The sequence below is a fragment of the Parabacteroides sp. APC149_11_2_Y6 genome, assembly GCF_054506995.1.
The window spans coordinates 623,031-636,007 of record NZ_CP173709.1; the positions used below are offsets into that span (position 1 = coordinate 623,031).

10 protein-coding genes and 1 rRNA gene are annotated in these 12,977 nt (G+C 40.8%); 7 read left to right on the forward strand and 4 right to left on the reverse strand.

The genetic code is table 11. The features are described 5' to 3' along the window. Positions 1–85 precede the first annotated feature (85 nt). Positions 86–196: ribosomal RNA gene (gene rrf / locus ACGE0T_RS02585) — 5S ribosomal RNA — on the forward strand. Between the two features lie 269 nt (positions 197–465). After that, a complete protein-coding gene (locus tag ACGE0T_RS02590; protein ID WP_459188981.1) occupies positions 466–1,278 on the forward strand; it encodes an alpha/beta hydrolase in 813 nt (270 codons plus the stop codon). A gap of 7 nt (positions 1,279–1,285) precedes the next feature. Here the strand turns inward: ACGE0T_RS02590 and ACGE0T_RS02595 are convergent, their stop codons facing one another. Next, positions 1,286–3,466 carry a tetratricopeptide repeat protein gene (locus ACGE0T_RS02595; protein ID WP_459188982.1) on the reverse strand — a complete coding sequence of 727 codons (2,181 nt, stop codon included), beginning with the start codon at positions 3,464–3,466 and terminating at the stop codon, positions 1,286–1,288. 83 nt (positions 3,467–3,549) lie between these two features. Here ACGE0T_RS02595 and lepA point away from each other — a divergent pair, with 83 nt between their 5' ends. Continuing rightward, a complete protein-coding gene (gene lepA, locus ACGE0T_RS02600) occupies positions 3,550–5,337 on the forward strand; it encodes a translation elongation factor 4 (protein ID WP_459188983.1) in 1,788 nt (595 codons plus the stop codon). A gap of 327 nt (positions 5,338–5,664) precedes the next feature. On the opposite strand, the gene ACGE0T_RS02605 is transcribed toward lepA, so the two are convergent. Next, positions 5,665–6,519 carry a CvfB family protein gene (locus ACGE0T_RS02605; RefSeq protein WP_459188984.1) on the reverse strand — a complete coding sequence of 285 codons (855 nt, stop codon included), beginning with the start codon at positions 6,517–6,519 and terminating at the stop codon, positions 5,665–5,667. Positions 6,520–6,663: 144 nt separating this feature from the next. On the opposite strand from ACGE0T_RS02605, the gene ACGE0T_RS02610 reads away from it, so the two are divergent. Together ACGE0T_RS02610 and ACGE0T_RS02615 are read left to right on the forward strand one after the other, a co-directional pair. Next, positions 6,664–8,058 (forward strand): putative oxidoreductase C-terminal domain-containing protein, encoded by a 1,395-nt coding sequence (locus ACGE0T_RS02610; protein ID WP_459188985.1) that lies wholly within the window; start codon positions 6,664–6,666, stop codon positions 8,056–8,058. Between the two features lie 26 nt (positions 8,059–8,084). Next, positions 8,085–9,011, forward strand: coding sequence for an endonuclease/exonuclease/phosphatase family protein (locus tag ACGE0T_RS02615; protein ID WP_459188986.1), 927 nt, complete (start codon positions 8,085–8,087; stop codon positions 9,009–9,011). A gap of 63 nt (positions 9,012–9,074) precedes the next feature. On the opposite strand, the gene ACGE0T_RS02620 is transcribed toward ACGE0T_RS02615, so the two are convergent. Together ACGE0T_RS02620 and ACGE0T_RS02625 are read right to left on the reverse strand one after the other, a co-directional pair. Further along, a complete protein-coding gene (locus ACGE0T_RS02620) occupies positions 9,075–10,646 on the reverse strand; it encodes an Rne/Rng family ribonuclease (RefSeq protein ID WP_459188987.1) in 1,572 nt (523 codons plus the stop codon). A 234-nt stretch (positions 10,647–10,880) separates the two neighbouring features. Further along, positions 10,881–11,153: an HU family DNA-binding protein gene (locus ACGE0T_RS02625; protein ID WP_459188988.1), complete on the reverse strand. Its 273-nt coding sequence runs from the start codon at positions 11,151–11,153 to the stop codon at positions 10,881–10,883. Between the two features lie 185 nt (positions 11,154–11,338). Between ACGE0T_RS02625 and mutY the strand changes: the two genes are divergently transcribed. Together mutY and ACGE0T_RS02635 are read left to right on the forward strand one after the other, a co-directional pair. Continuing rightward, positions 11,339–12,424 (forward strand): A/G-specific adenine glycosylase, encoded by a 1,086-nt coding sequence (gene mutY / locus ACGE0T_RS02630; protein ID WP_459188989.1) that lies wholly within the window; start codon positions 11,339–11,341, stop codon positions 12,422–12,424. A gap of 45 nt (positions 12,425–12,469) precedes the next feature. Further along, entirely contained in the window at positions 12,470–12,967 is a 498-nt protein-coding gene (locus ACGE0T_RS02635) for a single-stranded DNA-binding protein (protein WP_459188990.1), read from the forward strand. Positions 12,968–12,977: the final 10 nt, after the last annotated feature.

Here is a 12,977-nt window from a genome sequence, read left to right on the forward strand (position 1 = left end):
ATATCAGCAGATGGTGAAAGCCATATGGCTCGAAGAGTTACTCCAAAATATGGAGTTGTCCAGTCAAAATCTTAATAAACGATATTAAGGTGGTTATAGCGTTGGGGATCCACCTCTTCCCATTCCGAACAGAGAAGTTAAGCCCAACCACGCCGATGGTACTGCGTAAAAGTGGGAGAGTAGGTAGCCGCCGTCTTAAACAAGCGAAAGCTGAGAGAGGAAAAGGAGTTAGTCGAAAGGCTGACTCCTTTTTTCGTATATAGTGAAATGGATAAGCACAGAACGAAGAACGAGGTACGCTGATGACGCGGATAGGGCGGATGAAGACGGATAAGAATTAATTTTTTAATTTAAAAATCCGTTCCTATCCGCGTTATCCGTAAACCTCGTTCTTCGAATAGTCAGAGTATACCCTATTTCTGATTTATTTTTTATATTATCTTTGTTGGAAAAGAATATTATACCATGAAGAAATTACATTTATCCTTATTGTTTCTTATTGTTTTTGTAACAGCTCTTGCTCAAGGGAATACGATTTACCGTACTATTAAAGATGTCCCTTATCGTACAACGGGGGATACGTATAGCCTGGAACGTTGTAAACTGGATATTTATTATCCGGAAAATATGAAAGACTTTCCGACAGTAGTTTGGTTTCATGGGGGCGGATTATCAGGTGGTAGTAAATTTATACCTACTGAACTATTAAATTCCGGGCTTGCTGTAATAGCAGTGAATTATCGTTTGCTTCCTAAATGTTCGTTAACCGATTGTATAGAAGATGCGGCTGCAGCGGTAGCATGGGCTTTTCAAGAGATTGAGAAGTATGGGGGTGATAAACAGAAAATATTTGTTTCCGGTCATTCGGCAGGAGGTTATTTGACAAATATGGTGGGTATGGATAAAAAGTGGTTGCAGACTTATGCTATCGATGCTGATTCGATTGCCGGACTGATTCCTTTTAGTGGACATGCAATCAGCCATTTTGCCTATAGGCAACAAAAGGGGATGAAAGATACTCAGCCCAGTATAGATGAATTTGCTCCTCTTTATTATGTTCGTCCGGATGCTCCACCTTTGGTAATTGTTTCAGGTGACCGTGAAATGGAAATGTTGGGCCGTTATGAAGAAAATGCTTATTTCTGGCGTATGATGAAAGTGGTAGGCCATAAGTATACCTATCTATATGAACTGGGAGGATATGACCATGGTGCGATGGCTGGCCCTGCTTTCCATATATTGAAGAATCATATAAAAGATATATTGAAGAAACATTGAGACGGGGTTATAATTCCCCGTCCAGTGTATATCTTAATTCATCCAGCATAAGTGCCACGTCTTTTTCTTCAATACCAGCAATTAACAGGTCCTGGATATCCTGGTTGAATAGTTCCTTGAATTTGAAGAAGTCACCATCTTCTAATTCTACTGCTTTTTTATAAAAAGCAAGTGCTTCTTTTATATTTTGTAAAGCCCATTCCGTATGCCCGGCATTCAGCAGGTCTTGGGCATTCGGTTGGTTTTCGAAGATTTTCTTATAGTAATTGCGTGCTTGGTCATATTTGCCGGTAAGGAACGAACACCATGCAATCGGGCGCCATGCTTTGTGGCTCTTGTTGTCCAGATAATCGACTTTGAAGAAACACTTCAACGCCTCATTATAATTTTTCAATTCCAGATGGCAATGTCCGATGCTGATTTGTACGGTCAGATTGTTCGGATTCAATGTTTCATAACGATGATAATATTTAAGGGCTTCTTCGGGCTGTTTTAAAGAACGGTAGCAGCCTGCAATTCTCCGTATGACCCATTTGCTTTCCGAGTTGATAAGGTCGGCACGCAAATAGGCATTCAAGGCTCCTTTTAAGTCTCCTTCCATTTGCATGCAATATCCTATTTTCTGGAAAAGAATGTCGCTATTTATTTCCGTTTCCGCCAGTTTATTGAATATAACCAGTGCATCATTGAAATAATTTTTGCGCAGGTAATATTCTGCAATCGTAGTCAGGGTTTCCGTATCTGATATATAAGGTTTTAATATGGTCAGATTATGGAAGTCCAGCGGCATGGAAAATATATCATTGAAGTCCAAATGTCCAGGATATAATTTGAAGAAACGGTATAAATCCTGGATATATTGTCCGGAGACGATTTCCAGTTTTCCCCGTTTACTGATAAGTTCTTCCTGGGTTTGTTGTATCATTTCCGTAGCTTGGCTACTGAATTGTCCCATCATCATTTTACGTGCTTCAACAGGCATTTGCATCATGCTGAAGTAGAGCGAGTATTTATCTGAATTACACATAAAAGGAGCTATAGACATGGAGTCGAGCAACTGTCTTTCTCCTTCGCTCTGGTCGGAAAAGTTGCTGAATGAAGAATGTTCAGGAGCAAAAGGCAGTAACCAGTTGCTTAAATCGCGGAAGAACGGGAAGTTTTTGAGATGGACAAAAGTAGAGTGCATCACGTCTGCACCTTCTTGCTGGAGTTCACTGAATTCTTCCATCTTCTTACCCAAAGTACTGTCGGAAAAGAGATTTTCCCATTCCGGATTCATTTCATCTCCCAATTGTTCCGGGCTGAAATCTTTGAGATTTATCTTATTGCTGATTTTGGGGCTCAGTTTCATCATTTCGGGAATGATTTCATCCTGCAGCTTTTTGGTTATTTTCTCGGTTTCGCGTGCCAGGATGAAACGGAGTGTGATGGTCCGGATTGCTTTTGTAAAATCAGGAGCTTCAGCTAAAGTGCCCAACCGGTCTTCTATCCGGGGATATAAAGCCGTACGTTTCCGGTAAGTGTATAATGTTATTAAAATACTGATTAGAGCGCGTATTTTTATTTCTTCATTCGGATGGGCGGCAGCATCAAACAACAGCAATAATTTTTCTCTGTCAAAAGCTGCCTGCAATCCTAACATTAATGCAGAGACGACCTGACATCCTGTCGCATAAGGAAGTTCTGAATCTTGTATGATTTCTTTTATATGGCTGCTTTCTTCCTGGCTAAGCAGGTTTGAAACCCATATTTTATTGAAAAGGGCAATATTAAGTTCGTTGTATTCGGTCAGGTTGTTCACTTCATGGCTGTCTCTTAATTGGCGGAATAAATCCGGATACGATATGGCGGAACGGTTTCCTTGTATCTGTATGTTTCTGCGTTGATTATAAAAAGCAAGCGGGGATTCAATGGCAAGAGCCTTGTGTTTTATAGCGTCAGCCAGCTCATATGTAGAGGCTTGCAGGTTATTATAGATTTGTTCCTGCATTGGGTCTTTTATCCCTTCTACACGGTAACGTAACATATATTTGTAGGTATCTTGCAGTTCGTTCAGTTTATCCTGAAATGTGTATTCCCTGCTTCCGGAAATAAGACTTTGGATAAAATCAAATGCGTTCTTCAACTCCTTGCTATCCAAGGAGCCAATGATGCGATTATACGCTTTATTTATTTCTTGTGGTGTCATATATTATTAACAACAAATGGAATGCCAAATGTATAACAATTGACCTAAATTTTTTATCTTTGCACACCTAAATAATTTAGTAGATGAAGAATATCCGCAATTTTTGTATTATTGCTCATATTGATCATGGTAAAAGTACTTTGGCTGACCGTTTGCTGGAGTATACCAAAACTGTAGAAGGCAAAGATTTGCAGGCTCAGGTTCTGGATGACATGGATCTGGAGCGTGAACGTGGTATTACGATAAAAAGTCATGCTATCCAGATGAAATATAATTATAAAGGAGAAGATTATATTTTAAATCTGATAGATACTCCGGGACACGTCGATTTCTCATATGAGGTATCCCGTTCTATAGCTGCTTGTGAAGGTGCATTGCTTATTGTAGATGCAGCACAGGGTATCCAGGCGCAGACTATTTCCAATTTGTACATGGCTATAGAAAATGACTTGGAGATTATTCCTGTTCTGAATAAAATAGATTTACCTAGCGCTATGCCGGACGAGGTGGAAGACCAGATTGTGGAATTACTGGGATGTCCTCGTGAAGATATTTTACGTGCAAGTGGTAAAACCGGAGAAGGTGTTTTTGAAATACTGGATAGTATCGTAGAAAAAGTTCCGGCTCCGAAAGGTGACCCCGAAGCTCCTCTGCAATGTTTGATTTTTGACTCCGTTTTTAATTCTTTTCGTGGTATTATCGCATATTTTAAGGTGGTAAACGGAGTAATCCGTAAAGGCGACCATGTAAAGTTTATTGCTACGGGAAAAGAATATGACGCCGATGAAGTTGGTGTATTGAAATTGACGATGTCTCCCCGTACTGAGATTCGTACAGGAGATGTGGGCTATATTATCTCCGGTATCAAAACTTCCCGTGAAGTGAGGGTGGGAGATACCATTACGCATGTTGCCTGTCCTGCAAAAGAGGCTATTGCCGGTTTTGAAGAAGTGAAACCGATGGTCTTTGCCGGGGTGTATCCGATAGATAGTGAGGATTTTGAAAACTTGCGTGCTTCGCTTGAGAAGTTGCAGTTGAATGATGCCTCCCTGACATTCCAGCCGGAAAGTTCCGCCGCTTTGGGATTCGGATTCCGTTGCGGTTTTTTGGGATTGCTTCATATGGAGATTGTTCAGGAACGTCTGGACCGTGAGTTTAATATGGATGTGATTACAACTGTGCCTAACGTTTCTTACAAGGTATATGATAAGAAGGGTAATTGTACGGAAGTGCATAATCCGAGCGGTTTGCCGGACCCTACTTTGATAGAGCATATAGACGAACCTTATATCCGTGCATCGGTTATTACCAATACTACTTTTATTGGTCCTATCATGACGCTTTGTCTGGGTAAACGGGGAATTCTGATTAAGCAGGAGTATATATCCGGTGACCGGGTGGAAATCCATTATGATATGCCTTTAGGTGAGATTGTAATTGATTTCTACGATAAGCTGAAAAGTATTTCAAAAGGGTATGCATCGTTTGATTATCATATTCATGATTTCCGACCCAGCAAATTGGTTAAACTTGATATTTTATTGAATGGTGAACCGGTGGATGCACTTTCAACATTGACTCATGTGGATAATAGTGTTACTTTCGGTCGTCGTATGTGCGAGAAACTGAAAGAGCTGATCCCACGCCAACAGTTTGATATTGCAATCCAGGCTGCTATCGGTGCAAAGATTATTGCACGTGAAACGATTAAAGCGGTTCGTAAGGATGTGACGGCAAAATGTTATGGTGGTGATATTTCCCGTAAACGTAAGTTGCTGGAAAAGCAGAAAGAGGGAAAGAAGCGTATGAAACAGATAGGTACGGTGGAGGTTCCGCAGAAGGCGTTCCTGGCTGTGCTGAAATTAGATTAGTATTTTACTTTTGGCTTGACCCAAAAGTAAACAAAAGGTCAAGGCTGCATCATTCAGGCTACTCCGGCGAAAGACTACGCTGTCGTAGCGGAACTCGCTTCGCTCAAACAGCCGCTACTCCGGGCGCTTCGTCTTTCACCTGCGCTTGACGCCTGACTGCTGAGGCCTTTTAGAGGAAGCGTTGCTTCCTCTTGGGATTGCCGATACCGCTTGTTTTGATATAGAAGTAAGGTGTTTCATACTGTGAAACTGTTATTCTATATGAGGACGGGCGGTATCGGCTGTTTTATTTATAAGGCTTCTATTTTATAAAACCTTATATGGTGTTTATTCTTCTATATTGTTATTTTCAGGGATTAATCGGATGCCTTCTTTTTCCAGGGAGATGAGATGTTGTTTGTAGAGGGCTCCGATGGCTTGTTTGAAGGCTTTTTTACTGCAACGGAATAAGGAATAGATGACGTCGGGCTCGCTTTTATCGTGGACGGCAATGTATCCTCCCTGCATTTTTAAGGCTTCCAAGATGGTGCTTGCAATACCTTCTACTTTTTGGTATCCCAGTGGGGTTAGACTGATGTCTATTTTTTCGTCTTCCCTGATTTCTTTTATATAACCTTTCAAACGGTCTCCTTTTTCCAGGCGGCGGAATACTTCGTTATGGTATACTAAGCCCCAATGTGCGTTGTTGATGATGACTTTATATCCTATTTCTGTTTCATCGGCAACTAATAAGTCTACTTCCTGGTTGAATGTGTACTCGGGAACGGTGTTGTCCAGGTATTTATCTATGCGGGCAGAAGCGACGATACGTCCGGTGATATGGTCTATGTGTACATATACCAGGTACCATCTGCCTTCGCGCATAGGCATTTTTTGTTCTTTGAAAGGGACTAACAGGTCTTTCATCAGTCCCCAGTCAAGAAAAGCTCCGGTTTCATTTACGGACTTTACTTCCATAAACTGGAATTCGTCGGCAAGCGCCAATGGTTTGGCTGTTGTTGCTATAATTCTGCCTTCGTTGTCATGATAGATGAATACTTCAATTTCATCCCCAGGCTTAGTGTTTTTCGGAACATAGCGTGCAGGGAGAAGTATCTCCAATCCGTCACCACCATCCAGATAAACACCGAAGTCGAGGTCTTTTACAACTTTCAGCGTATTGTATTTTCCTATTTTTACCATCTTGTTTTCGATTTGTGGCAAACTTACATAAAAAACATGAATCTGAACCAATCGGGCTTCTTATAATACAGGGAGAAGTTTTATCTTTGTATTTCCTTATTGTGTAAAGTAACGACGTCCGTCAATCTTTTTAATAGTAATAGTATGAAAAACTATCTTGTATTTTCTATAGCAGCCTTATTGGTGGGGACTGCTTGTTCCTCTGATAAAAAAACTGAAGGGTTTACCGGTGCTCCTGGGGAAGTGAAGTTGATAACTCTCGATCCTGGACATTTTCATGCTGCATTGGTTCAAAAAGTTTCTTATCCGCAAGTATCCAAAGATGTTTATGTATATGCTCCGGCTGGTTTCGATGTGCAGGAACATTTGAAAAGAATAGAAGGTTTTAATACACGTACGGAGAATCCTACTGATTGGAATGAGGTGGTTTATACAGGTCCGGATTTTCTGGAAAAAATGATTTCTGAGAAGAAAGGGAATGTGATGGTTATGGCCGGTAATAATGAGAAGAAAACCGAATATATAAAGAAAACTCTTGAAGCCGGAATCAATGTATTGTCTGATAAACCGATGGCAATCAATAGCGAGAACTTTAAATTGCTGAAAGAATGTTTTGACATAGCCAAGCAGAAAAATATTTTTCTATACGATATTATGACAGAGCGTAATGAGATAACAACAATCTTGCAACGAGAGTTATCCATGCTGCCGGCAGTGTATGGTGAGCAACTTCCGGGAACTCCGGAAGAGCCTGCTATCGTAAAGGAAAGTGTTCATCATTTCTTTAAGGTTGTGGATGGCAAACCTTTGACACGTCCGGTTTGGTATTTTGATGTGAACCAGCAGGGAGAAGGAATTGTAGATGTAACAACCCATTTGGTAGACCTTGTGCAATGGGAGGCTTTTCCTGAGCAGATTATTGATTATAAAGAAGATATAGTGCTAATTGATGCAAATCGTTGGACTACATCTATTGGGCCGGAAGAATTTACTCAGGTGACGGGTGTGGAAACTTATCCTGATTTTCTGCGCAAAGATGTGGAAAATGATACCTTGAAAGTCTATTGTAATGGCGATATCGTATACAAGCTTAAAGATGTTTTTGCCAAAGTATCTGTTATATGGAATTATACTTTTCCGGAAGGTGGTGGAGATACCCATTATTCTGTAATGAAAGGGAGTAAAGCAGATCTTGTCATCCGTCAGGGAAAAGAACAGGATTATCAGCCGGAATTATTTGTAGAAGCGGTGAAAGGTAGTGATGCTTCGTATGAGAAAGATTTGGAGGCATCCATGGAGAAAATATCTTCCCAATATCCGGGCGTTGCTTTAAATAAAGTCAGGGATGGAGTTTGGCAGGTGGTAATCCCTTCTAAATACAGGGTAGGACATGAGGCCCATTTCGGACAGGTGACAGAACATTTCCTTGATTACCTGAAGGAAGGTGCACTTCCTGCATGGGAGGTACCGAATATGCTTGCTAAATATTATGTTACAACGTCCGCACTCGATATGGCAAAAGCCAAAGGGAAGGAATAATGTTATGATTCAATTAAACTGTTTATATGAAAATGATGAAAAAAATTGTATGTGCCGGTTGTTTGTTTCTGCTTATAAGTTTTTGTTTGCAGGCAGAAACTTTTGTTGTTGCGTCGTATAATATCCGCAATGCTAATCAGGGAGATTCGACTAATGGAAATGGTTGGGGACAGCGTTATCCTTACATTGCCAAGTTAGTCCAGTTTCATGGTTTTGATATTTTTGGGACGCAGGAGGGAAAATATCCTCAATTGCAGGATTTGAAAGCTGCTATGCCTGGATATGATTATATAGGTGTAGGCCGGGATGACGGAAAGCAGGAAGGTGAACATTCTGCTATTTTCTATCGTACAGACCGTTTTGAGGTGTTGGAACATGGTGATTTCTGGTTATCAACGGAAACAGACCATCCGAATAAAGGTTGGGATGCCGTTCTGCCTCGTATCTGTACTTGGGGGAAATTTAAAGATAAGAAGTCTGGTTTTGAGTTTATTTATTTCAACCTGCATATGGACCATGTTGGGGTTCAGGCACGTGCCGAGAGTGCTAAGTTGATTTTGAAGAAAATCAAGGAACAGCCGTCTCATATTCCGGTTATGCTGTCCGGTGACTTCAATGTAGACCAAAACAGTGAGTCTTATAAATTACTGGATTCTTCCGGTGTGATGCGCGATTCTTATGAAATAGCAGAATTACGTTATGCTCCAAACGGGACGTTCAATGGTTTTTATCCGGATCGTAAAACAGATCAGCGGATAGACCATATCTTCCTGACTGACGATTTCAAAGTGCTTAAATATGGTATATTGACAGATAGCTACCGTACCCCAAAGGATGGAGCAGTAGCCGAGAACAACGGGAATTTCCCAAAAGAAGCAAAAATGATGAAGTATGTGGCACGTGTGCCGTCAGACCATTTTCCTGTTATGATTGTAGTAGAAACAGGGAAGTAAATATTATTTCATGGAGATATAAAAAAATCAGGGTGTTTCTCTTTAAAGGAACACCCTGATTTTTTATTTGATTTCTTTTTCCTCCATCATGTCCAGTTCGTTCTTTTCCGAATCTATAAATTTATATTCCAGAAAAGCCAGACTTTGATCAGGAATAACCTGCATACCCATAGAGTATTTCAGTTTCCATTTCCAGCAAAGAGGTAATATACCTCTCTTAATAAATGCTGCTACATAAGGATGTACGTGCAGGGCGAATTTCTTCACATTATGTTTATTAACTAAACAATCAATTTTACCTTCCAAGCTATCGGTAAACAGAATAGAGGGTTTGATAGTCCCGGTTCCAAAACAGGTTGGACAAGCCTCTGAAGTGTCCACATCCATCGCCGGACGGACACGCTGGCGTGTAATTTGCATCAGGCCGAATTTGCTCAAGGGCAAAATGTTATGTTTTGCCCGGTCGCTGGCCATTGCTTTAGACATGTGTTCAAACAGCTTCTGTCGATTAGGGGCTTCCGCCATGTCGATAAAGTCTACAACAATAATACCACCCATATCACGAAGACGTAATTGACGGGCAATTTCGTCGGCGGCGGCGGTATTAACATCTATAGCCGTTTTTTCCTGAGCATCACTGCCCTTTGAACGGTTTCCGCTGTTGACATCGATAACATGCATCGCTTCCGTATGTTCGATAATCAGGTAGGCTCCACTCTTGTATGTAACTGTACGACCGAATAATGATTTAATCTGTTTGGTAATGCCGAAATTGTCAAAGATAGGGAGTTCACTGGTATATTGGTGTACAATATCTTCCCTTCCTGGGGCAATCAGGCTTACATAATCGCGGATATTGTGATAAACATCCGGGTCGTTTACATAAATGTTTTGAAAAGACGGATTGAAAATATCGCGGAGTAAAGCAACGGTACGGGCTGTCTCTTCATAGACAATAGCCGGAGCTTTGACCTTGGTTATTTTAACGATATTATCTTCCCATCTTTTTACTAATGTCTTTAATTCGTGGTCAAGCTCAGCAACGCGTTTTCCTTCGGATGATGTTCGTACGATTACGCTGAAATTCTTCGGTTTGATACTTTGAATAAGCTGGCGTAAACGGGCACGTTCTTCGCTTGATTTGATTTTAGTGGAGACCGAAACCTTGTCGGCAAACGGAATCAGGACAATATATCTTCCGGCAAATGAAAGCTCGGAAGTCAACCTGGGACCTTTTGTTGAGATTGGTTCTTTGGCAATTTGCACCAGTACTTCCTGACCTACTTTGAGCACATTGCTTATACTGCCGTCTTTTTCAATTTCCGGGAGTAATTGTAATTTGGAAATAACAGGGATTTTTTTCTGTTCTCCCAATGCTTGTTTCAGGAATTTCTGTTGCGTGTTAAAATTAGGACCTAAGTCCAGATAGTGAAGAAACGCATCCTTTTTATAACCTACATCAATGAATGCAGCATTCAACCCCGGCATCAGTTTTTTTACTTTGCCCAAGTATATATCACCAACGGCGAAAGAAACATTGTGGGCTTCTTTTTGAAGCTCGACAAGGTTCTTGTCTTCCAATACGGCAATAGATACCTCTTTGGGTTGTACATCAACTACAAGTTCACTAATCACTATAATAAAAGATGGTGTTTTAGATATCAGACCTTCTTAAATACGCAAAGAACAAACTTAAAAGGTCTCTTATTAAGTTTGTTCTTTAGAGTTTCATCGGAAATAGACTTATTTCTTTTTATGTCTATTCTTTTTCAGTCTCTTTTTGCGCTTGTGCGTAGACATTTTATGTCTTTTTCTTTTCTTTCCGCTAGGCATCGTTTTTAAATTTTAAATTAAACTATAATTACTGATTTACTTAACTTCATTCAGGAAAGTTTTTGCTGGCTTGAATGACGGGATGTTGTGTTCCGGAATAATGATCGTAGTATTTTTAGAAATATTACGAGCTGTTTTCTGGGCTCTCTTCTTAATAACGAAACTTCCGAATCCTCTCAAGTACACATTTTCACCCTGAGATAATGAACCTTTTACAATATCCATAAAAGATTCTACGCTATTCAATACCGTCTGTTTGTCGATACCGGTATTTTTTGAAATTTCGCTAACAATATCTGCTTTAGTCATGTCGATAAATTAATTAATTGATTTGGACCTATTAATTTTTTGGAATGCAAATATATAGCTTTTTATTTAAGTGGGAAAAGATTGCTGCTCATTTTTTTCTAAAAGTTTTCTTTCAATTCCTTGGAACTGTGTATGTTTGCACCGGACTATCCGCTGATAGTCTGTTTACAGACCGCTTCTATATTATGTTACAGACAGAAAAAGACTTAGAAACCAGCCGCTTGCTTTTGGGTTGGTACAGCAAAAATAAACGTGAGTTACCCTGGAGGGATTCTTCCGATCCGTATATAATCTGGATTTCCGAGATTATTCTTCAACAGACCCGCGTAGTGCAGGGGATGGATTATTTTCTCCGTTTTACCAAACGTTTTCCGGATGTGGCTTCCCTGGCCGAGGCCGAGGAAGATGAAGTTTTAAAATATTGGCAAGGGTTGGGATATTATAGCCGTGCACGTAATCTGCATGCTGCGGCAAAGGATATAATGGAACGTTTTGGCGGTATATTTCCTTCTTCTTATAAAGATGTATTATCCTTGAAAGGGATAGGTGAGTATACGGCTGCAGCTATCGTTTCTTTTGTCTGGAACCAGCCTTATCCGGTAGTAGACGGAAATGTGTTCCGTGTGCTGTCTCGTTTGTTTGCCATAGACACCCCGATCGATTCGTCGAAAGGGAAAAAGCTGTTCACCGAATTGGCAGCCGCTGTTATGAACCCGGAATATGCTGGATTGCACAACCAGGCAATTATGGAATTGGGCGCATTGCAATGTGTCCCTCAAAATCCGGACTGCGAATGTTGTCCTTTGGCGGAGCGTTGCATGGCATATGGAGCAGGTACAGTCTGCAGGTATCCGGTAAAGCAAAATAAGACGAAAACGCGTAATCGTTATTTTCATTATTTTCATATTATATATAAAGATACGACTTGGCTGAGCCGTAGGGGTAAAGGGGATATTTGGGAAGGCCTTTACGAGTTTCCGCTTATTGAAACGGATGCCCCGGCTGATTTTTGCGTATTGCAGGATACGGACGTATTCCAACGGATCTTCAAGGAGGTAGGAAAAATGAACATCACTGTCGGTTTGCCGAATGTTAAACATGTTTTGTCCCATCAAGTTCTTTACGCTACTTTCTATAAGGTGGAAATAGAACAGGTTGCCAGCGGATTGGATTCTTACTTGCCTGTGCCTGTGGAAGAGATAGAAAAATATGCAGTATCCCGCCTGACACACATTTATCTGGAGAAATTATCCGGAAACTTGTCTGAATGACTGAATTTATGTTTCTTTGCATAGAAAGAATAAAAGATTAATAACATGTCACTGAATAAAGTAATATTGATTGGTAATGTCGGGAAAGATCCGGACGTTCGTTATTTTGACAGCGGAGCTGCTGTAGCTAATTTTCCTCTTGCTACTTCGGAAAGAGGATATACCCTGGCAAACGGTACAGTTGTTCCGGAACGCACGGAATGGCACAACGTTGTTGTGCGCCGCGACCTTGTCCCTTTTGTAGAAAAGTGGGTGAAAAAAGGTTCCGGCCTTTATGTGGAAGGTAAAATCCGTACTCGTAGCTATGACGACCAGACAGGTGTTAAACGCTATGTTACCGAAATCCATGCTGACCGTGTGGAATTTTATAGTACAGGAACCAATACTGGTGGCAACCGCGATGGAGCGAATGCTACAGGTATGGCATCCCAAACAGGCGGACAACCTGCAACAGGGCAGCCCTCTTCATTCCAGCAGCCGGCTGCTAATCCGCAATCGGATACTTTCTCAGAAACCAACAGTGCGGATGATCTTCCGTTCTGATATTGTTTAA

Excerpts from the sequence above, each read along its gene's own strand:
- ACGE0T_RS02625 (WP_459188988.1), bottom strand. The coding sequence starts at position 11,153 with ATGACTAAAGCAGATATTGTTAGCGAAATTTCAAAAAATACCGGTATC.
- lepA (WP_459188983.1), top strand. The coding sequence starts at position 3,550 with ATGAAGAATATCCGCAATTTTTGTATTATTGCTCATATTGATCATGGT.
- ACGE0T_RS02615 (WP_459188986.1), top strand. The coding sequence starts at position 8,085 with ATGAAAATGATGAAAAAAATTGTATGTGCCGGTTGTTTGTTTCTGCTT.
- ACGE0T_RS02605 (WP_459188984.1), bottom strand. The coding sequence starts at position 6,519 with ATGGTAAAAATAGGAAAATACAATACGCTGAAAGTTGTAAAAGACCTC.
- ACGE0T_RS02590 (WP_459188981.1), top strand. The coding sequence starts at position 466 with ATGAAGAAATTACATTTATCCTTATTGTTTCTTATTGTTTTTGTAACA.
- ACGE0T_RS02610 (WP_459188985.1), top strand. The coding sequence starts at position 6,664 with ATGAAAAACTATCTTGTATTTTCTATAGCAGCCTTATTGGTGGGGACT.
- mutY (WP_459188989.1), top strand. The coding sequence starts at position 11,339 with ATGTTACAGACAGAAAAAGACTTAGAAACCAGCCGCTTGCTTTTGGGT.
- ACGE0T_RS02595 (WP_459188982.1), bottom strand. The coding sequence starts at position 3,466 with ATGACACCACAAGAAATAAATAAAGCGTATAATCGCATCATTGGCTCC.
- ACGE0T_RS02635 (WP_459188990.1), top strand. The coding sequence starts at position 12,470 with ATGTCACTGAATAAAGTAATATTGATTGGTAATGTCGGGAAAGATCCG.